At 70.5% G+C, this 19,235-nt stretch carries 23 protein-coding genes and 1 pseudogene; 8 read left to right on the top strand and 16 right to left on the bottom strand.

What is annotated here, in order from left to right:
- Positions 1–204: 204 nt before the first annotated feature.
- Both C1J01_RS18545 and C1J01_RS18540 read right to left on the bottom strand, forming a co-directional pair.
- Positions 205–1,161, bottom strand: coding sequence for an STM4015 family protein (locus tag C1J01_RS18545; protein WP_235854521.1), 957 nt, complete (start codon positions 1,159–1,161; stop codon positions 205–207).
- Positions 1,158–2,108 (bottom strand): STM4015 family protein, encoded by a 951-nt coding sequence (locus C1J01_RS18540; RefSeq protein WP_111180226.1) that lies wholly within the window; start codon positions 2,106–2,108, stop codon positions 1,158–1,160. The genes C1J01_RS18545 and C1J01_RS18540 overlap by 4 nt, the downstream gene beginning before the upstream one ends.
- A gap of 443 nt (positions 2,109–2,551) precedes the next feature.
- On the opposite strand from C1J01_RS18540, the gene C1J01_RS53475 reads away from it, so the two are divergent.
- Positions 2,552–2,902 (top strand): hypothetical protein, encoded by a 351-nt coding sequence (locus C1J01_RS53475; RefSeq protein ID WP_111180224.1) that lies wholly within the window; start codon positions 2,552–2,554, stop codon positions 2,900–2,902.
- Positions 2,903–2,907: 5 nt separating this feature from the next.
- Complete coding sequence (locus C1J01_RS18520) at positions 2,908–3,915, top strand: RNA polymerase subunit sigma-70 (RefSeq protein ID WP_111180223.1); 1,008 nt, start codon at positions 2,908–2,910, stop codon at positions 3,913–3,915.
- Positions 3,916–4,036: 121 nt separating this feature from the next.
- Here C1J01_RS18520 and C1J01_RS18515 read toward each other — a convergent pair whose 3' ends face one another.
- The 7 genes from C1J01_RS18515 to C1J01_RS18485 all read right to left on the bottom strand — a co-directional run bounded on the left by C1J01_RS18515 (position 4,037) and on the right by C1J01_RS18485 (position 11,674).
- Complete coding sequence (locus C1J01_RS18515) at positions 4,037–4,621, bottom strand: dihydrofolate reductase family protein (protein WP_111180222.1); 585 nt, start codon at positions 4,619–4,621, stop codon at positions 4,037–4,039.
- 132 nt (positions 4,622–4,753) lie between these two features.
- Entirely contained in the window at positions 4,754–5,647 is an 894-nt protein-coding gene (locus tag C1J01_RS18510) for a GNAT family N-acetyltransferase (protein WP_235854520.1), read from the bottom strand.
- A gap of 544 nt (positions 5,648–6,191) precedes the next feature.
- Positions 6,192–7,160, bottom strand: coding sequence for an STM4015 family protein (locus tag C1J01_RS18505; RefSeq protein WP_235854519.1), 969 nt, complete (start codon positions 7,158–7,160; stop codon positions 6,192–6,194).
- A gap of 67 nt (positions 7,161–7,227) precedes the next feature.
- Positions 7,228–8,592, bottom strand: coding sequence for a glycoside hydrolase family 5 protein (locus C1J01_RS18500; RefSeq protein ID WP_111180221.1), 1,365 nt, complete (start codon positions 8,590–8,592; stop codon positions 7,228–7,230).
- A 3-nt stretch (positions 8,593–8,595) separates the two neighbouring features.
- The gene (locus C1J01_RS18495; protein ID WP_111180220.1) at positions 8,596–9,441 is read right to left on the bottom strand and encodes a carbohydrate ABC transporter permease; all 846 of its coding nucleotides are present in this window, start codon (positions 9,439–9,441) and stop codon (positions 8,596–8,598) included.
- Complete coding sequence (locus C1J01_RS18490; RefSeq protein ID WP_111180219.1) at positions 9,438–10,397, bottom strand: carbohydrate ABC transporter permease; 960 nt, start codon at positions 10,395–10,397, stop codon at positions 9,438–9,440. The genes C1J01_RS18495 and C1J01_RS18490 overlap by 4 nt, the downstream gene beginning before the upstream one ends.
- Positions 10,394–11,674: an extracellular solute-binding protein gene (locus C1J01_RS18485; protein WP_111180218.1), complete on the bottom strand. Its 1,281-nt coding sequence runs from the start codon at positions 11,672–11,674 to the stop codon at positions 10,394–10,396. Before C1J01_RS18485 ends, C1J01_RS18490 begins: the two co-directional genes overlap by 4 nt.
- Positions 11,675–11,818: 144 nt before the next feature.
- Between C1J01_RS18485 and C1J01_RS18480 the strand changes: the two genes are divergently transcribed.
- From C1J01_RS18480 to C1J01_RS18465, 4 genes are read left to right on the top strand one after another with little or no spacing between them, the layout of a single operon-like run.
- On the top strand, positions 11,819–12,829 hold the full coding sequence (locus tag C1J01_RS18480; protein WP_111180217.1) for a LacI family DNA-binding transcriptional regulator: 1,011 nt from the start codon (positions 11,819–11,821) through the stop codon (positions 12,827–12,829).
- Between the two features lie 59 nt (positions 12,830–12,888).
- Positions 12,889–13,251, top strand: coding sequence for a type II toxin-antitoxin system RelE/ParE family toxin (locus tag C1J01_RS18475; RefSeq protein ID WP_146615646.1), 363 nt, complete (start codon positions 12,889–12,891; stop codon positions 13,249–13,251).
- A 26-nt stretch (positions 13,252–13,277) separates the two neighbouring features.
- Positions 13,278–13,667, top strand: a complete 390-nt coding sequence (locus C1J01_RS18470; RefSeq protein ID WP_220039974.1) for a helix-turn-helix domain-containing protein — start codon at positions 13,278–13,280, stop codon at positions 13,665–13,667.
- Positions 13,667–14,101: a DUF6941 family protein gene (locus C1J01_RS18465; protein ID WP_111180215.1), complete on the top strand. Its 435-nt coding sequence runs from the start codon at positions 13,667–13,669 to the stop codon at positions 14,099–14,101. Before C1J01_RS18470 ends, C1J01_RS18465 begins: the two co-directional genes overlap by 1 nt.
- Here the strand turns inward: C1J01_RS18465 and C1J01_RS52205 are convergent.
- The 5 genes and pseudogenes from C1J01_RS52205 to C1J01_RS18445 form a co-directional block, all read right to left on the bottom strand.
- Positions 14,093–14,677 carry an MFS transporter gene (locus C1J01_RS52205; RefSeq protein ID WP_235854518.1) on the bottom strand — a complete coding sequence of 195 codons (585 nt, stop codon included), beginning with the start codon at positions 14,675–14,677 and terminating at the stop codon, positions 14,093–14,095. The two genes, C1J01_RS18465 and C1J01_RS52205, sit on opposite strands and share 9 nt — an antisense overlap.
- 115 nt (positions 14,678–14,792) lie before the next feature.
- A pseudogene (locus C1J01_RS53760) lies at positions 14,793–15,101 on the bottom strand (MFS transporter); the annotation flags it as partial.
- Positions 15,102–15,191: 90 nt separating this feature from the next.
- On the bottom strand, positions 15,192–15,425 hold the full coding sequence (locus C1J01_RS18455; RefSeq protein WP_111180214.1) for a hypothetical protein: 234 nt from the start codon (positions 15,423–15,425) through the stop codon (positions 15,192–15,194).
- Between the two features lie 250 nt (positions 15,426–15,675).
- Positions 15,676–16,098, bottom strand: coding sequence for an NUDIX hydrolase (locus C1J01_RS18450; RefSeq protein WP_220039973.1), 423 nt, complete (start codon positions 16,096–16,098; stop codon positions 15,676–15,678).
- On the bottom strand, positions 16,095–16,475 hold the full coding sequence (locus tag C1J01_RS18445; protein WP_111180213.1) for a winged helix-turn-helix transcriptional regulator: 381 nt from the start codon (positions 16,473–16,475) through the stop codon (positions 16,095–16,097). The genes C1J01_RS18450 and C1J01_RS18445 overlap by 4 nt, the downstream gene beginning before the upstream one ends.
- 88 nt (positions 16,476–16,563) lie before the next feature.
- Between C1J01_RS18445 and C1J01_RS18440 the strand changes: the two genes are divergently transcribed.
- A complete protein-coding gene (locus tag C1J01_RS18440) occupies positions 16,564–17,313 on the top strand; it encodes an alpha/beta fold hydrolase (RefSeq protein ID WP_111180212.1) in 750 nt (249 codons plus the stop codon).
- Here the strand turns inward: C1J01_RS18440 and C1J01_RS49160 are convergent.
- The gene (locus tag C1J01_RS49160; protein WP_146615645.1) at positions 17,199–17,603 is read right to left on the bottom strand and encodes a hypothetical protein; all 405 of its coding nucleotides are present in this window, start codon (positions 17,601–17,603) and stop codon (positions 17,199–17,201) included. The genes C1J01_RS18440 and C1J01_RS49160 overlap by 115 nt on opposite strands.
- Positions 17,604–17,650: 47 nt before the next feature.
- Here C1J01_RS49160 and C1J01_RS18435 point away from each other — a divergent pair, with 47 nt between their 5' ends.
- Positions 17,651–18,400: a maleylpyruvate isomerase family mycothiol-dependent enzyme gene (locus C1J01_RS18435; protein WP_111180211.1), complete on the top strand. Its 750-nt coding sequence runs from the start codon at positions 17,651–17,653 to the stop codon at positions 18,398–18,400.
- A 9-nt stretch (positions 18,401–18,409) separates the two neighbouring features.
- Here C1J01_RS18435 and C1J01_RS18430 read toward each other — a convergent pair whose 3' ends face one another.
- Entirely contained in the window at positions 18,410–19,198 is a 789-nt protein-coding gene (locus C1J01_RS18430) for a MerR family transcriptional regulator (RefSeq protein WP_111180210.1), read from the bottom strand.
- Positions 19,199–19,235 lie beyond the last annotated feature (37 nt).

Genomic DNA, 19,235 nt, shown 5'->3' with positions numbered 1-19,235 from the left:
GCGTACGCGGGCGGGGGAGCGGCGACGGCGGGAGCCGAGAGCGCGAGGGGCGTCAGCGCGCCCGCGGCCAGGACAGCGGCCACCCGGGCAGAGATCTTCATGGGCACCTCAAATAATTTACGGAACGTAGTCAAATCATTACTCTATGGGATCGACCCGCTCCGTGCCATCCCTCGCGACCGGCTTCCCGGCCGGAGGCACCCGTCACTCCGACACCGCCACGTACGTCCATTCGCCCGGCTCGAACCGCGCCTCCTCCAGGTCGACCTCGACGCCGGGCAGCGCCTGCCGCACGCGGGTCATCATCTCCTCGCCGAGGTAGTGATGGCGCAGGTCGAGCCGGCGCAGGTGGGTGAGCGGCTGCCCGCTGAGCAGCGCCTCGGCGCCCCGGTCGGTGAGCGCGCCCATGCCCAGGCTGAGCTCCTCCAGCCGGGTCACCACGGGGGCGGCCGCCACGGCGGCGGCGATGTCGTCCTGGATGGGGCTGTCCCGCAGGCCGAGCCGCCTGAGTGCGGGCGTTCCCACCCCCGACAGGACGCCCTCAAGGTCGGCGACCGTCGCCCCGCCGCCGTACTCCTCGACGCCGAGCCACAGCTCCAGGTGCTCGAGCGCGGGGAACGTGCACGCCCCGAGGGCTCTGACCACCTCGGGCGGCAGGCCGCCGCTCTCGAAGCGCAGCACCCTGAGGTGGTCATGGGCGAACGGCCGCAGCTCCAGCCCATGTGACCCGCGCACCTCCAGCCGCTCAAGCCGCGGGTACGCCTCCAGCAGCGGCGTGATGTCGCCCTGCCGGATCCAGGAGATCTCCCACTGCTCCGCCTCGGCGAGCCCCAGGAACACCGACCGCAGCCCGGGCAGCCGGTCGGCGTAAGCCGCCAGCACCCCGGGCGCGTGGGACGCGCCGTAACCGCTGATCGCCAGGGCCCGCACGAGCGCGGGGTCGTGCCGCGTCAGCAGGGACTCCAGCCCGCCCGGCAGGTCCGACTCCGTCTCGCCCTCGATGACGTCGGGTTCGTCGTAGAGCAGCCAGGCGACCTCGTCGGGGGCGTCGACGGACTCGTTGAGGAACGTGACCGGGAGACCGGCGAAATGGTCGCGGTGCCCGCCCAGAACGCCGCCGGTGATCTCGGGCAGGAACGTCTCGCCCGGGTCGTTCGTCACTCGCTCACCGCCACGTACCCCCAGGCGCCGTCCCCGGCGTCGTCGCGTCGATCGGTGAGCACCACCTCGGTCTCCGGCAGGGCCGCCGTCAGGCGGGCCGCCATCGCCTCGCTCAGGAAGTGGTGGTCGAGGTCGAGCGTGCTCAGATGGGTGAGAGGCTGCCCGTTGAGCAGCGCCTCCGCGCCCGGATCGCCGAACGAGCCCATGGCCAGGCTGAGCGACTCCAGCCGGGCCACGACCGGGGCGTGGGCCAGGCCGGCGACGAGTTCGTCGGCGAAGGGGCAGTTGCGCAGGCCCAGGTGGCGCAGGCTCGGCAGTCGCGCGCCGTTCATGATCGCCGTGCAGTCCGCCGCCGTGCAGGTGCCGCCCTGGTCCTCGATGCCGATCCAGAGCTCCAGATGCTCCAGGGCGGGCAGGTCGCCCTCGCCGACCGCCCGCACCACCTCGGCCGGCATGCCGGCGCTCTCGACCCTGAGCGTCCGCAACGCTTCGTGCCGCACCGGCCGCAGTCGCAGCCCGTCGGCCCCGCGCACCTCCAGCCGTTCCAGCTTCGGGAACGCCTCCAGCAGCGGCGTGACGTCGTCCTGCTGGATCCAGGAGATCTCGCAGTGCTCCGACGTCATCGCGCCGACGAACAGGGAACGCAGCTCGGGCAGCCGGTCGGCGTTGCCGGCGAGCCACTCGTTGATCTCGTCGCACGGCCCGCTCGTGGGGTCGTCCCACTCGCCGATCACGACGGCCGTGACCTTCGCGGTGTCGACGTGCCGGAAGAACCATTCGAAACCGTCGGCGAGACAACCCTCCGACTCGCTGAAACGCCAGGCGACGGCCCCCGGATCGGGCCCCGGCCCCGCCTCCTCAGGCAGGGGGACGGTGACCACCGGCAGACCGGCGTAGCCGGCGGTGCAGTCGTCCCAATGGCTGTTGACGCTCCAGCGTTGGGTCATGGGGGTGATTCCTCAGGAGTCGGGGGATGATCAGCCGCCCCCGTCCTACCAGACCCACCCGCACCGCCGCCGCTGATCTTGGAAAACGCAGGCGCCACCACCGCTGCCGCGTCGATGCCGTTCATGCCGGTGCTGGACGGGCACCTGCTCACTTGGCACCCCGAGCAGGCGATGGCCGACGGCGCCGGAGCCGAGGTCGCGCTGATGGTCGGCTACACCAGCGAGGAATCCCGGCCGTCCCTGTTCGCCACGGGCCGAGACAGCCTGATCACCTTCGAGGTGGCGTCCTGGGTGCTGGCCAGGATGGGCCTGGACCCAGCGCTGATCCAGAGCCATCGGGCGGCCATGCCCGACGCCTCGCCCGCGGACGTGCTGGCCGCTGCTCTGACCGACGGCTGTTTCCGCCTGCCCTGCGGATCGCCGACGCCCACCCTCAGGTCTGGATGTACGAGTTCGCCTGGCGCACTCCCGAGCTCGGCATGGGCGCCGGCCACGCGCTGGAGCTCGGTTTCGTCTTCGACAACCCGCGAAGCCCCGACATGGCCGCGCTGGTGGGGGCCAACCCGCCACAATCCCTGGCCACGGCCATGCACAACGCCTGGGTGGACTTCGCCGCCCACGGCGATCCCGGCTGGCCCCTTCTGCTCCGGCACCGTCCGTTGCGTGACCCGGACGCCGAGGACGACGCACAGGGCTTGCCGCCTGGGATCGGCCGCCCAGCGGTTTCACCGCTCAGAAATCCTCCGCCACGTCGTCAGTTCTTGGTAGCCCCTCGCCACCCGCGGAAGGATTGACGACCATGACCGACGCCAGACTGCTAGGCGACGACGGGGCCGCGTTCATCGCGGCGGCCCGCTCAAATGACGCAGCACAGTTCGCGCTCATCACGGAGCGCCACCGGCGTGAGCTGCAGGTGCACTGCTACCGGATGCTCGCGAACTACGAGGACGCCCAGGACATGACGCAGGAGACGTTCCTGCGGGCGTGGAACAAGCGGGAGTCGTTCAAGGGCCACGCTGCGCTGCGGACCTGGCTGTACCGGATCGCGACGAACGCCTGCCTCGATTTCCTGAAGAAGCGCAACGACCGCACACCCGTGCCTGCCGAGCTGCCGGGCGCGGGCTCGGAAGTGCGCTACCTGCAGCCCTACCCGGACCGGATGCTCCCGGAGGACCCGCAGGAATCGGTGGTGGCGCGGGAGACGATCGAGCTGGCGTTCATCGTCGCCGTCCAGCACCTGCCGCCGCGGCAGCGGGCGGTGTTCATCTTGCGCGACGTCCTCGGCTGGCCGGCGTCGAAGGCCGCCAACGCCCTCGAGCTGACCGTCGCATCGGTGACCAGCGCACTGCAGCGGGCGCGCGTGACGATGCGCGAGCAGCTGCCCGGCCGCCGCCTCGACTGGCGGAGCCCTGCCACGCACGAGCTGTCGGACGACGAGCGCGGCGTGGTGAAGTCGTATATGGACGCCCATGAGAGCAACGACCTCACCGGGCTGATGGCCCTGCTGCGCGACGACCTGCGCTTCGCGATGCTGCCCGAGCCGGGCACCTTGATCGTCACGGCCGAAGACGCGGTGGACGGCTGGGTCTCCGGTGGGCTCTTCCAGCGCGGCCACGACGACTGGCGCTGCATCGCCACGACGGTCAACCGCATGCCTGCCGCCGTGCTGTACCTCCGCACCCCCGACGACCCGGAATACCGTCTGTTCAACATCGCGGTCCTGCACATCGTCGACGGGAAGATCGCCGAGCTCACCGGATTCGACGCCACCGACAAACCATGGCTGAGCCTGCCCGCGACGCTGTGATCGGACGAGTCCCCATCGTCGACCAGTCCAGCGCACGGGCCGGCGTCACCGTCGTCCTCGTCTTCAGCGAGTGGGTCAACAGCTCACTCGGAACACAAGGGAAGGCCGGGAAAAGGTTCCCTCATCGCCTCGTCTCGTATCGGGTCAGCACCACGCCGCCGGGAAAGGTCCGCGTCTCGACCAGGTTCAGGTTCACCCAGCTGTCCAGCGCGGTGAAGAACGGCGTGCCGCCGCCCACCAGGACCGGCACGGTGACCAGCACGTACTCGTCGATGAGCCCGGCCCGCATGGCCGCACCGGCGAGCGTCGCGCCGCCGATGTCCATCGGGCCGCCGTCCTCGGCCCTGAGCCGGGCGATCTCGGCGACCGCGTCGCCGGTGACCAGGCGGGTGTTCCAGTCGACCTTGTCGATCGTCGATGAGAACACCACCTTCGGCATGTCCCGCCAGAGGCGCGCGAACTCGATCTCCGCCGGGGTGGCGCCGGGCTGCTGGTCGCCGGTCGGCCAGTGGGAGCTCATCGTTTCCCACAGCTTGCGCCCGTACAGCGACAGATCGGTCGCCCGCATCTGCTCGTACCACCGCTGGAACAGCTCGGCGCTCGGTGATGAGTCCGGTCCGTCCCCTCCACTCCAGCCGATGTCGTCGCCGGGCGCGGCGATGTAGCCGTCCAGGGTCACGTTCATGCCGAAGATCAGTTTCCGCATCGTGCCAGCCTCCTGTGAGTCGATCTCACACGTACAGACGGGCGCGGCTCGGAGACCTAATCGGTGCGCGATCCGCGTCCGCAGGTAACGACCAGCGGCATCGTGATCCGCCGCAGTTCCACCCCGGTGTCTTCAGGTGTTCCTCTCCACCACGTAGTAGGTCTTGCGGCAGAAGCCGGTCACCGTGGCGCCCTCCTCCATGAGGCCGCCCAGCACGTCGCGTACGGCGTGCCGCCACGCCTTGGCGGCGCCGGGGTCCACCCCGCGCAGCCGTTCGATGTCCTCGGGGACCGCGACCAGCACCACGCGCCCGTCGGTACGGCCCTCGACCGGGCGGTCGCCGTCGTCGCCCAGTCCGACCACGGCGTCCTCCGGCACCGCCGGCAGGTACGGCACCCGCCGGACCGCCGCCTCGACCCGCGGATCGGTCAGCTGCCACACGGCCAGGATGCGGTCGGACTCGTCGCCGTGGTTGACGGCGTCGGCCATGACGCCGTAGAAATTCGGCAGGTACTCCGCCGGCCGCGCGCCCAGCTTGGCCAGGTTGAAGTGCGCGTTGCGGCGGACCAGCGGGTCATAGGTCCAGGTGATCCGGGAGATCCCGCGGTCCAGCGCCCACAGCCGCTGGTGCAGCTTCAGCTCGAAGCCGATGCCGCGTCCCGCCGCCGCGCCCGTGTTCTGCGAGTGCAGGGTCGAGTCCTGCCCGAAGAAGCCCACCGACGCCCCGACCATCCGGTCGCCGTCGAAGGCGCCGGAGACGTAGTTGCCCGCGTGGGTCAGCGCGCGCATCAGCCCGGCGCTGATCGGCCGGCTGTCCGGCTCGAACCCCCAGATCCGCTCGAACAACGCGTCGACCTGCTCGAACTCCTCGTTCGCATGGAGTTCCCTGATCATGGCCGAGACGTCATGGTCGAGTGGTCGAACGGTCCCCGGCACGTGCACGCGGTCGCCGTCGACGGCTGTCCTGGCGTGCCCGATCTGTTCCTCGAAGGTCGATCCGCTGGGGATCGCGCGTCGCTCCGTCACCCGACGAACGCTAGGAGGACCAGGGGTGATACGTCCAATATGCGCTGGTCGATGAGTTGATATCTGCGGACGTATGTCCCGGCCTGATCACCCCTCGACGGCGTCACGCAGTCGCGGCCGTAGTGTCCGCCCGCAAGGTCACTCGGTGACGGTCCTGGGGCTGGGCGTCTTGACCGACACCTTGGCGCCCCAGTCGGTGTAGCGCGTGTCGACGATGGCGGTGCTGCCCTCGAAGTCTTCGTAGCCCTCCGAGACCCCCTTGGCCGTGTACGAGCTCCACAGCCTGCTGACCAGCCCGGCCGAGCTGAGCGTGAGCTTGTAGGAGACCTCCGTGCCCGCGGCCCAGGAGCGCAGGTCCGAGCGGGCGAACCAGGCCGCGTGCTGCCGGCGATGTCGTAGGCGGCCAGGCCCTTCTTCCCGAACTGCAGGACGCCCTTCGTGTCGTACGCCTGCGAGGTCTCGACGCCGTCGGACCAGTTGGCGATCTCGGTGTACCGCACGCCGTGGCCGGGGCGCAGTGGCGTGGCCGCTGGAGAACGCGGCATCATTCGCCCACGGCGACGTAGTCCCAGGAGGGGTCCGTGGCGCGGTCGCGGGCGTCGGTGAGCACGACCTCGGTCTCCGGCAGTGTGGCCGTCAGGCGGGCGGCCATGGCCTCGCTCAGATAGTGGTGGTCGAGGTGGAGCATGCGCAGATGGGTGAGGGGCTGGCCGGTGAGCAGCGCCTCGGCTCCGGCGTCGCCCAGCGAGCCCATCGACAGGCTGAGCGACTCCAGCCGGGCGACGACGGGGGCGTGGGCCAGGTCGAGGGCGAGTTCGTCGGTGAAGGGGCAGTTGCGCAGGCCGAGATGGCGCAGGCTGGGCAGTCGCGCGCCGTTCAGGATGGCCGCGCAGTCGGCGGCCGTGGAGTCGCCGCCCTGGTGCTCGATGCCGAACCAGAGCTCCAGGTGCTCCAGGGCGGGCAGGTCGCACTCGCCGGTCGCGCGCACCACCTCGGCCGGCAGGCCGGCGCTCTCGTACCTGAGGATGCGCAGCGACTCGTGCCGCATCGGCTGCAGCCTCAGCCCCTGGGATCCGCGCACCTCCAGGCGTTCCAGCTTCGGGAACGCCTCCAGCAGCGGAGTGATGTCGTCCTGCTGGATCCAGGAGAGCTCGCAGTGCTCGAACGTCATCGCGCCGAGGAACAGCGAGCGCAGCGCGGGCAGCCGGTCGGCGTTGCGGATGAGCGGCTCGACGACCTCCATGCCGGACCAGTCGGCGGCGTCCTGCCAATCGCCGATCACGATGGCGGTGACCTTCGCGGTGTCGACGTGCTCGAACAACCAGTCGAACGTGTCGCTGATGGAGTCGGACGATTCGCTGATGGAGCCGTACGGTTCGCTGAGGCGCCAGGCGACGGCGCCCGGGTCGGGCGGCTCCACGTCGTCGGGGAGCGGAACGGCCACCACCGGCAGCCCGGCGTAGACGTGGGTGTAGTCGTCGCCATGGTCGCCGATGCGCCAGAAGTCGATCACGGGGGGTCCTCGGGGTGGCAGGGGGTCCAGGGACTCCTGTCCTACCAGACCCGTCCGACACTCCGGTTCACGCCAGGGCGTCGGCGAGCAGGCGGAGCAGGGGCTCGCGGCGTACGCAGCGGTCGAGCAGGAACGAGTCCGCCAGCGCGATCAGCTGGTGGTCGCTCAGCCCGCGGAACAGCGCCGCGTACTCCGGCAGCAGCGCCTGCGCGATCAGGATGTGCCTGATCAGGTCGTCGGTCTGGTAGCGGGCGCCCCACGGGTACGGGTCCCACGCCGGGCACTCGCCCTCGATGAGCGCGTGCAGCGGGGCCAGCACGTCGGCCGTCTCCTCCATGGTGGAGCCCCACCGGTCCGCCCCGAGCCGCCGCTTCTTCGCCACGAACCCGCCGAACCGGTCCATGTACGCCCCCGACGCGTACACCAGCCCCTGCAACCCCACGTCCTTGTACGTCCACAACGACCAGCCCGCGCCGTGGGCGTCGTAGATCGCGAGCTGGTCGCGCAGGATCTGGTAGCGCTGCCGGTCCGCCTCCGGGTCGCCGGTGTAGACCGGCCCGAACTCGCCCACCCACAGCGGCGTGCCCGTCTCGCGCTGGAAGCGGGACCGCTTGAGGAACGTCCGCTCCAGCGCGTCGCGGTCGCACCACTCGCCGCGGGTGTGGCCGGGGTAGGGGCCGCCGTGGGCGAACCCGGCCACGGCATAGTCGTGCAGCACGAACACCGCGTTCTCGTACACCTCCCGAAATATCGAGAAATCGGTGGCGTACGTGTTGCCGTCCAGGAACAGGATGTGGTGCGGGTCGGCCGCCCTGATGGCCTTCACCAGCCGGTCGTAGAACGGGCCGATCACCTTCCCCGACACGTCGCCCGGCTCGTTGACAGGGTTGTAGCCGGCCACCCACGGATGGTCGCGGTAGTGGCCGGCTATCGCCTCCCACAGGCGCACCGCCCGGTCCTGGAAGTGCCGGTGCTGCCAGAACGCCGCCACGTGCGTCGGGTTGTCGGAGTGCCAGTGCTGGTTCTGCGCGCCCGGCAGCGCGTGCAGGTCGATCACGCTGTAGAGGCCGTGCTCGCCCAGCAGGTCGACCACCCGGTCGAGATGGCGGAAACCGGCCGGGTCGATCTCCATGGGCCGGTCGTCCGACTCCCAGTGGCGGTAGTTGACCGGGATCCGCACGCAGTTCATGCCGAGCCCGGCCAGCAGGGCCGCGTCCCTGTCGGTGAAGAACGACCGCAGCAGCCGGTCGAAGAACAGCTCGGCCCGCTCCTCACCCAGCTCCGCGCGGACGGCCTGACGCATGGAGCTCTCGTTCGCCGGGAAGCCGGTGACGAAGTTCTCCATGTTCATCCAGCCGCCGAGCCCGACGCCGCGCAGCCGCACCGGGGCGCCGTCGTCGCCGACCAGCGTGGTTCCTGACACGTGCAGCATGACTCACCCCTTCGTGGCGCCCGCGGTCAGGCCGCCGACGAGATGGCGTTCGGCGATGGCGTAGAAGCCGAGCGCCGGCACCATGGCCAGGATCAGGTAGGCCAGGATGCGGGCGGTGTCGGAGGCGTACTGGCCCTGGAACTGCTGGATGCCCAGCGGCAGCGTCCAGCTCGTCTCCTGGCTGAAGACCACCAGCGGCAGCATGAAGTTGTTCCAGCTGCCCACGATGGCCAGCACCGAGACGGTCGCGATGGCCGGCCGCGCCATCGGCAGCAGGATCCGCCAGAAGAACCCGAACGGCGTGCACCCGTCGATCGTCGCCGCCTCCTCGATCTCCCCGGGAATGCTGCGGAAGAAGCCGCGCAGGATGATGATCGTGAGCGGCAGCCCGAACGCCGCCTGCGTGAGGATCACCCCCAGCGGGTTGTCCAGCAGCCCGAACGTGCGCAGCAGCACGAAGATCGGCAGGATGGCCACCGCGAACGGGAACATCAGCCCGGCCGTGAACAACGTGAAGAACAACTCCCGCCCCCGGAAGGCGAACCGGGCGAACACGAACGCCGCCAGCGCCGACAGCGCCACCGTCAGCACGGTCGTGACGACGGCGATGAACGTGCTGTTCCACAACTGCAGCCAGAACGACCCCGAGGCCAGCACGTCGGTGTAGTTGGCCGTCACCCACGTCTCCGGCAGGCCGAACGGGTTCCCGGACAGCTCGCTGTTGTGCTTGAACCCGCCGAGCAGCGCGTACACCACCGGCACGACCATGAACGCGCCCACCACCAGGGCGATCGCGTGCAGCGGCAGGGTGCCGCGCCGGGGGGACGCCTTCTTCCTGGTGGGGCTCATGGCCGGCCTCCCATCGAGGTGGTCGCGCCCTCCAGGTCCCGCCGCATGACGAAACGCTGGTAGAACAGCGCGAAGACGAGGCTGAGGACGAACATCACGACGCTGATCGCGCTGGCGTAACCCACCTGGGAGCGCTTGAAGCCCCAGTCCATCATGGTCACGGCCATCGTCTCCGAGGCGTGCGAGGGGCCGCCGCCGGTGAGGATCCACACCAGGTCGAACAGCTGGATCGTGTAGATGACCGACAGGAAGACGCTGATCCGGATCGTCGGGCCGAGCAGCGGCAGCGTGACGTACCGGAACGTCTTCCAGCCCGTCGCCCCGTCGATCTGCGCGGCCTCGACGAGCTCGTTCGGGATGTTCTGCCGGCCGGCCAGATAGATCATCATGTGGAAGCCGAAGTACTTCCACGTCATCACCAGGAAGAGCGACGGCAGCACGGTGTCGGGGTCGGCCAGCCACTCCGACTCCCACCCGAACACCGACAGCACCTGGTTCGCCATCCCCGAGCCCGGGCTGAGGATGAGCGAGAACAGCACGCCCGTGATGACCTCCGACAGCACGTACGGCGCGAAGAACACCATCCGGTAGATCGCCCGCCCGCGCATGCGCTGGTGCAGCAGCATCGCCACGGCCAGCGAGAACGGCAGCTGCACGAAGATCGACGACGCGACCAGCACCACCAGGTGCCACATGTCCTGGACGAAGATCTCGCTGCTGAACAGCCGGGTGAAGTTGTCCAGCCCGATGAAGTCGGTCGGCAGCCCGCCGAAGCCGTTCCACCGGAACAGGCTGGCGTACGCGGCCACCACCATGGGCGCCACGACCAGCATCAGGAAGAGCACGATGGCGGGCAGCAGGAACAGGGCGATGGTCACCCATCGTCCCCGCCGCCGCGCGGCGGGAGCGGGGGCCGGAGCCTTGACCAGCTCCGGCCCCTTCGTGAGCGTCGTCATCCTTCGCTTTTCGCGACTTCCGTGATGTCCTGGGTGACCTCTTCCGGGGTCTTCGTCCCGGCGATGAGCTCGGCCACGCTGTCGTTGACCTGCTGGCCCACGGCCGGCGGGTAGGCCTGGTCGAGGTAGAGCTGGTAGCCGGTGGCGCCGGCCAGCATGGTGGCGACCTGCTTGAGGTTCGGGTCCTTGACCGCGTTCTCCTCGCCCTTGAGCACCGGCAGCACGCCGCCGGCCTCGACGGCCTTGGAGTGGTTCTCCATCGCGGTCATGTACTTGACGAACTCCACCGCCTGCGGCGGCGCGTCCGCGCCCACGGCGAGCCCGCCGCCGCCGCCGAACGCGTCCCCGATCGAGCCCTTGCCGCCCTCGACGGCCGGGAACGGGAAGAAGCCGAGGTCCTCGCCGAGCCCCTCGCCCGCGTCGGCCTGCGTGGCCGGCGCCCACTGGCCCATGAGTTCCATGGCGGCCTGGCCGTTGCCCATCGTGGCGGCCTGGCCGTCGGGGGTGCCGTACCCGGCGCCGAGGAAGCCCTTCTGGAACGGCTGCAGGTCGGCCAGCGCCTTCAGCTGCTGACCGGCGGCCACGAAGTCGGGCTTGTTGAAGTCGTGGTCGACGGCGGCCTGCCTGAGCGCGTCCAGGCCGGCGATGCGCATGGCGAGGTAGGCCCAGTAGTAGTGGCCGGGCCACTTCTCCTTGCCGGCGAGCGCGATCGGGGTGACGCCGGCCGCCTTGAGCTTCCTGACGTCCTCCAGGAACGCCGACCAGGTGGCGGGCGGCTCGGTGATTCCGGCCTGCTCGAAAAGTTTCTTGTTGTACCAGAAACCCACCACGCCGATGTCCGTCGGCAGGCCGTAGGTCTTGCCGTCGAACTGGTACGCGCTGAGCGCCGCCGGGGTGAAGTTCGGCAGGACGTCGGCGACGTCGCTGGAGATGTCCTTGACCAGGCCGGCCTGGATCTGCTGCGCCAGCACGCCGCCGCCCCAGGTGGCGAAGAGGTCGGGGGCCTGGCCGGACTGCGTGATCGTGGTGAGCTTGGCCTTGTAGGCGTCGTTCTCCAGGACGGTGGCCTTGATGGTGACGTTCGGGTTCTGGGCCATGAACTCCTTGGCGCGCTGGTCCCAGAGCGACTTGAGCGGCTCGGCGGTCGACAGGTGCCACCACTCGAGCGTGACCTGGCCGGGGGAGCCGCCCGTGCCCTCCTGTTGTGCGCTCCCGCCGGCCCCACCACAGCCGGCGACGAGTACGGCGGCCGCGATGAGCACCAGACTGCGTTTCATCGGGGTCCCTTCCTCAGGCGGATGAAAGTTTCGTGAAACCCCCGATAATTTCAATGCTTGGATCGTAGGTAAACGGCATGTAAAGCGTCAACACCTCGTATGCCAGCGATCCCAAACCGAAACTTTCGGCTAGACTCCGGATTTGTGTCAGGTAAGAGGCGGGTCACGATCGCTCTGATCGCCGAGGAGGCCGGGGTCTCCATCCCGACGGTCTCGAAAGTCATCAACGGACGTCCGGAAGTCGCCCCGGCGACCCGCCATCGGGTGGAGAGACTGCTCCAGGAGCACGGCTACCAGCGGCGCATCAGTCAGGACGACACCCCCGCCGGCCTGGTCGACCTGGTCTTCGCCGAGATCGAGTCGCCGTGGGCGATGGAGATCGTCCGCGGCGCCGAGAGCGCGGCCCACGAGGCCGGGGCCAGCGTCGTCATCTCGGTCCTGCACACCCACGCCGGCCCCGGCCGCGACTGGCTCGAACGCCTGGCCGCCCGGCGCACCGACGGCGTGGTGATCGTCGCCTCCCGGCTGTCCACCGGCATCCAGGCGCAGCTCAGCGCCCGCTCTCTGCCGTTCGCGGTGGTCGACCCGGAGGGCGAGCCCGCGCCGGGCGTCGTCTCGGTGGGCGCCACCAACTGGAACGGCGGCCTGGCCGCCACCCGCCACCTGCTGGAGCTCGGCCACCGGCGGATCGGCATGATCAGCGGCCCGGCCGACATGCTCTGCAGCCAGGCGCGCATCGACGGCTACCGCGCGGCGCTGGAGACCGCCGGGCTGCCGGTGGTGCCCGAGCTGATCAAGCGCGGCACGTTCCTCGTCGACTCCGGCCACGACCAGGGGCACGCGCTGCTGTCGCTGCCCGAGCCGCCCACCGCGATCTTCGCCGGCAGCGACCTGATGGCCTTCGGCGTCTTCGAGGCCGCCCGTCAGCGCGGCCTGCGGGTGCCGGAGGACCTGAGCGTGGTGGGCTTCGACGACCTGCCCCTGGCCAAGTCGGCCTGGCCCCCGCTGACGACCGTACGCCAGCCGCTCCAGGAGATGGCCGCCCTCGCCACCCGCACGGTCCTCGCCATGGGCCACGGCGAGGTCCCCGAGACCAAACGCGTCGAACTCGCCACCGAGCTCATCGTCCGCGAGAGCACGGCCCGCCCCGCCTGACCCGCGCTACATTCGGGTGCCGTGTCGACGGCGCTGCGACTCGCGGTGAAGAGGTGCTCGTGGGGGAACGTTCCAAGGCCAGGTGGCGGTTCTACACGACTCCTGCCGGCGCCGAAGTCGTCAGCAAGGAGATCCACGAGGTCCTCCAGGGCAAGCCTCCGCTCATCGAGCTCGGCACCCTGATGTGGCGGATCGAGCACGACAACGTGCTCGACCGGGACGTGCGAACGCTGGGGAGAGGGCTCCGCGAGGCGCGTCTGAGCCATGCGGGCAACGAGTACCGCCTGTACTACGCGCTGCTCACGGACGGCGAGCATCTGCTGCTCGGCCTCAAGTTCCACCAGAAGGGCAGCGGCGGGGCGCAGGAGCGGGCCATCGAGACGGCGAGGGACCGGCTGGCCGAATGGCGAAGCAGAATATAAGGTTGACCCGATAGCAGGAGGTAGGGGTGGACCGCGACATCGCCGCATTGCTGGGCATCGACGCAGCCGATCCAGAGGTTCGGCGTGAGAGCGCAGCGGTCGAGCGCGACATGCGTCTGATCGAGACCCTCGTCGGCCTGCGTAAGCAGCTCGGGCTGACGCAGTCGGACGTGGCGGAGCGGATGCGGCGCAGCCAGCCCGCCGTGTCCGACTTCGAGCGGGTCGGCGGCGACCCCCGCATGTCCACGATCCGCCGCTACGCGCTCGCGATCGGTGCCGAGGTGTTCCACGTCGTGAAGGCGCCGGGCGCGGTCTCCAGCACCGCGTCCACCTCGGCGCCGATGGTGATCCAGGGTGTGGCGTCCGCGCCCACCCGCGGAGCCGGCGCGGTGGAGCTCACGAGGTCCGTGCTCTGATGCAGGGCTTTCTCCTGTTGAGCGACTCCGCCAGCACCGACGTGGCCACCGGCAAGATCAACCTGCTGGGAGCGGGCTGGTCGGTGACGGGGCCCGCGGTGCCGATGTCGGCTGTCGCCGGATTCATCAGGATTCCGTGGGAGGAAGTGGGGGAGAAGATCTGCTTCTCCGTACGGTTGATCGACGACGAAGGCCGGCCCGTGCGCCCATCCCCGGATGACGACGGGATGTTGTCCTTCGACGGCGAGATCTCCCCGGACGTCACGGGCCTGGAACCGGTGGCCGGACGGGTGCCGCTCACTTTCAGCTTCGCCATCCCGATTCCGCCCCTTCCGCTGGAGGGCGGCCGTGTCTACGAATGGGTCCTGGACGCGGCCGGGGACAGGGTCGCCTCCGTGCAGTTCGTGGTGCGACCGCCGGTCTCCTCACCGTGATGCCCGGGGCGCGTCATCGAGCGGCGCGGCGGCGGCGAGGGCTCTCGTGGAGGTCGTCGTCAGCGCGAACGCGCAGCCGATCAGGACCCCTCCTGCGGTGATCATCAGCCATCGGTAGTCGACGACGGCGACGAGCGCCGCGCCGTCCGCGATGGAGGCCGTCTGCGGCACCATCATGGCGACGTCGGCGGCCGCGGCGGCCCGGCCCTGGAGCCTGGCGGGCGTGAGCCGCTGCCGGGTGGTGACCATCGCGACGACCAGCCACGGGGCCGCCACCCCGCACGCGAACAGCGCCGTCACCACGAAGGCGAGCAGCGGAGCGCCGACGAGGTCGGCCGCCATCGCGACCCCGGCCACGCCGACCAGCGCGAGTGAGGTCGCGACCACCGCCGCAGGTCCCCATCGGGGCAACACCGCGGCCGCCGTCAGGCCGCCGAGCACACTGCCGGCCCCCTGAACGGCCACCAGCACCCCGAAGAACGCGGCCTCCTTCCCGAGCCCCTTGCCCACGAGTTCGAACAGGGCCGTGTCGAAGAAGCCGAGGACGCCGAACGCCGCCGCGCTCACCATCACCATGCGCCACAGCAGCGGGACGCTCCGCAGGCGAACCAGGCCGGCGGTCGTCTCCCGCGCTGCCCGCGATCGGCGAAAGGATGCGCAGCCCCTGGTCGACGGCGGTGAGGAGGCCGTTGGCCGTGTCGAGGTGCCGGGCGGGCAACATGTCGCGGACCAGGCCGCTCTGGGCGGCGGAGTTGACCAGCCCGAGGGCGCCGAAGGCGAACGCCACTCCGTACAGGAGCCACAACTGGGCGGACGTCTGGACGAGGAGGAGCGTCGTGGCGGCCGCGGCGGCGGCGAGGTTCGCCCCGACGAGCAGCGGTTTTCGGTCGACCCGGTCGGCGAGCAGGCCGATGAGCGGGGAGGGCGTGACCGGGGCGACCACCGCGAGAAAGACCAGGCCGGCGGCGCTGCTGCTGCCCGACAGGTCCTTGGCCCACACCCCGAGCGTGAGCAACAGCGCCGCCGGCGAAGTTGCCGATCGTCCAGCCGCCCAGTAATCGCCGGAACGGAGGGCTGGCGAGCGCGCCCGTCACGGCTGTTCCGTGTACGGCGTGAGGTAGGTGGTGTGGAACAACCGGACCGGACGCCCGTCCGCCGGGCGCGTCTCGGGCTTGTGCCAGCGTTCGACGTACGGGTCGACGAGCCGGGAGATGGCCTGCTGGAGCTGTTGCGCCTCGTCCGGCGTCAGCCAGAGGGTGGAACCGCCGGTCGACAGCTTGCCCTTCCACTCCTGCGGCACCGCCGCCGCCCCCGCGGCCTTCATCCGCGCGTACTCCCAGTCCAGGTACGCCTGGTCGAGGGCGGTCGCCGCGGCCCGGCCGTCCTCGTCGGGCGGCTCGGAGTCCCAGAAGTGCTCGATGTCGACGAGCCGCCAGGGCCGGTCGCGCCCGGTCTGGCCGGGGACACGTTCGATGTAGCCGAACTTCGCCAGGACGCGCAGGTGGAAGGAGCAGTTGGAGGGATTCTCTCTTTCGCAATGACTCTTTCAAGTGCGGACGCCGGCCTTGCGGGGCTCAGTTCGCTTCGGGCGTCCCGATGAGGCCGCGGTGCCTCAGCGCGGGCAGGACGTGGTGCCTGACCGCGGGGGCGAGGTGCAGGCCGGGCTCGTGGCCGGTGATCCATCTGAGGCGCGCGAGCTCGGCGGCGGGTTGGGGCGTGCGGTCGATGCGCGCGTGGAAGACCGTCATCCTCATCGGGACGCCCTCCAGCGCCGCGGGGGCTTCGACGTCTCCCAGGAGGCGGGGCTCCAGCGGCCTGACGCCGAGCTCCTCGGCGAGCTCGCGGGTCAGCGCCTCCAGCGGCTGCTCGCCGGGCTCGGGTTTGCCGCCCGGCAGGTAGAAGACGTCCGGGGCGGCCTGCTTGCTCACCACGAGCAGGCGCTCGTGCTGGACGATCACGGCTGCCACGACGACGAGCGGGTGGTCCGGGCAGGTCACCGCTCCGCTCCGAGGCGGGCGTCGTACGTCTGGCGGGCGGCGATCAGGGCCGGGGCGGCGTGGCGGGCCCAGTTCGCCAGGGTCTCCAGGGGGTCGCGGATGTCCTCGGCCAGGGGCGTGATGGCGTACTCGACGCTCGGGGGCGCGTCGGGGTGGACGGTCCTGCTCACCAGGCCGTTGCGTTCGAGGTTGCGCAGGTTGAGGGTGAGCATGCGGCGGCTGATGCCGTCGATCGCGCGCTCCAACTGGGTGAAGCGGCGTGGGCCCTCGCCCAGCTCGACCAGGATCTGGATGCACCACTTGTCGCCGATCAGCCGCAGCACCTCGGGGAGCGGGCAGTCGGCCTGGTCTGTTACCGCGGTGTTCCGTTGCGCCAAGAAAGTGCCTCCTTTTCAGCCTCTCGATCGTGGCGCAGGATGACTCCCGTTACAAGAGATAACGTTCCTGGTCACAAGGGGATATTTCATGCCTTTTGCGTATGCTGACGGCTACAAGATCGCGTACGCGGTGTCCGGGTCGGGGGCGCCCGTGGTGCTGCATCCGGGGATGTTCGAGGACGGCGGCCACTGGGCCCACCTCGGCTACACCGAGGTCCTGGCCGAGACCCACACGGTGATCGCGGTCGATCCGCTCGGGCTGGGCGCGAGCGACGCGCCCCGCGACCCGGCGGCGTACGCGCTGGAGCGGCGGGCCGCGTCCGTCGTCGCCGTGTTCGACGACCTCGGGCTCGACCGGGCCGCCTTCTGGGGGTATTCGCTGGGCGCGCTGACCGGTTACGCGGTGGCCGCCTGCGCGCCGGAGCGGCTGACCCGGCTGGTGGCGGGGGCCTACGACCCGTACGGGTTCATGGCGCGGGTGCCCGCCGTGCTGGCCGCGCTCGGGCTGCCCGCCGACCACGACCCGTACGAGCTGGTGAGGGGCGGGGCGCTGGAGTCGGCGTACCAGGTGGGCGTGATCGAGGCCGGCGATCCGGCGGCGCACCGCGCGAACTACGAGGCGTTCTCCCGCGAGCCCGGCCTCGCCGACCGGCTGGCCGCCTCGGGGGTGCCGACGCTCATGTACGCCGGCACGGCCGACCCCTGGCACGACCCGATGCGCGACTACGCCCGTTCCCACGGCGCGGAGTTCTTCTCGGTCGCGGACGCCGACCACGCCACGACCCCGCGCCGCCCGTCGGAGGTCCTGCCCCACGTCCTCGGCTTCCTCGCCCGCTGACCCGCGCGAGCGCGCACGCTCGCGCGCATCCGCCGCGCGCGGAACTCCAGCCGCAGCGCCAAAGTGTCCATCATGAACAGGTCGGCGCCGTACCAGTCGAAGGTGGACACCTGCCCGAGAGGGGCTTCGGGAGGGATGTCGTCCTGGCGCCACTCCAGGATGTGGACGTCCTCGAACCGGAGGACGACGATCGGGGTCCGTGCCGACCCGGGCGGGGTCCACTCCGGGTGATGGACGAACTCGAGCTCCAGCACGGACGGGGGGCCGACGGTGAACTCGGTGATGGTCATGATCCCCGTGTGACCGAGGACACTCGATCATGTGTTTGAATTGGCGCATGGACTTCTCCCGGTATCTGGAGCTGCTCGACCGTGACGCCGCGCGTCTGCGGGAGGCCGCCGTGCGTGACGTGGGCGCGGCGGTGCCGTCGTGTCCCGGGTGGACGGCCGCCGACCTGCTGCTGCACGTCGGCGAGGTCTACCTGCACAAGGTCGAGGCGATGCGCCGGGGCGCCTGGCCCGACCCGTGGCCGCTCGCGCCCGAGCCGGCCGACCCCGCCGGATACTTCGACCGCGCCCTGTCGGAGCTGCGCGCCGAGCTCACCTCCCGCAAGCCCGCCGACCCGGCCCTCACCTGGTACGACGCGGACCAGACGGTCGGCTTCTGGGCCCGCAGGATGGCGCTGGAGACGGTCGTTCACCGGGTCGACGCCGAGCTGGCGGCCGGTGAGCCGCTCGCCCCGATCCCCGGCGACCTGGCCCTCGACGGCATCGACGAGATCCTGGTGGCCTTCCTCGCCTACGCGGCGGCCAGGTGGCCCGAGGAGTTCGGCGACGGCCTGGCGGCGGCGGAGGGCAGCACGGTGTCGATCCACGCGGGTGATCACAGCTGGCTGGTGCGGCCGTCGGCCAAGGGGGTGGAGGTGACCGCGGGCGCCACCACCGAGGCCGACGCCTCGGTGTCGGGCTCGCCGCACGACGTCCTGCTGTGGCTCTGGGGCCGCCAGGGCGGCGCGACCCCGTCCTTCTCCGGCGCCGCCGAGCCGGTCGAACGCCTGCGCGCCCTGCTCAAGGACGCCACCCAGTGAGTTCGATGGTCAGCGGGCCTGCCGGACGCGCTCGACGTACTCCATGATCTTCGGCAGGTCGTCGGGGGCCAGCCAGTCGAGCTGACTGCTGATCCTCGTGCTGATCTCCTCCTGGTGGTCGCGCCACAACGCCGCCGCGGCGGCCGAGATCTGGTCGTTCTCCTGTGGATCGGGGCTCGCGTAGGCGACGCCGATCGTCTCCCAGCGGGCGGTCAGGTCCCGTACGCGGGGATCGTCGACCGGGGTGCCGTCCGCCACGTGCTGCTTGAACGCGCGGACGAGCTCCAGCCACTCCATCTTGGTGGCTTCGACGGTCTCGTCCCCGAGGGCGGTCCTGCGCCGGGCCAGCTGCTCACGCTGCTCTTCCGTGAAATACGTCTCGTACACCGAAATCATCTCCAATGTCGTCAGAAACTGATCCGGCTCCGGCATGACCGCCGCGTCGAGCTGCCCGACCAGGTCGCGAAGCTGCTCGCTCAGCCGGGCCGCGCGGGCGGCGTACGCCTCCAGCGCGGCCAGCTGCGCGGCCAGCAGGTCGCGCAGCGTGGCCAGGTCGTCCGACGAGCGCGCGAGCACCGTCGCGATCTCCTCCAGTGAGAGACCGAACCCTCGCAGGGCCCGTACGCGGTAGAGGCGGCGCACGTCCGACGCCGTGTAGCGGCGGTGCCCCGAAGCGGTGCGCCGCGCCGGTCGGACCAGGCCGATCTCGTCGTAGTGGTAGAGCGTCCGGACGGTGATCCCGGTCCTACGGGACACCTCGCCGATGCTCCAGCGCTGCTCGGCGCCGTCTTCGTGCATGCCCGAACCGTACGACCTCCCGTCGCGGGAGGTTCAA

The sequence above is a fragment of the Nonomuraea aridisoli genome, assembly GCF_003236395.1.
Classification (GTDB): Bacteria; Actinomycetota; Actinomycetes; order Streptosporangiales; family Streptosporangiaceae; genus Nonomuraea; species Nonomuraea aridisoli.
This window is presented reverse-complemented; position numbering and strand designations above follow the sequence as displayed.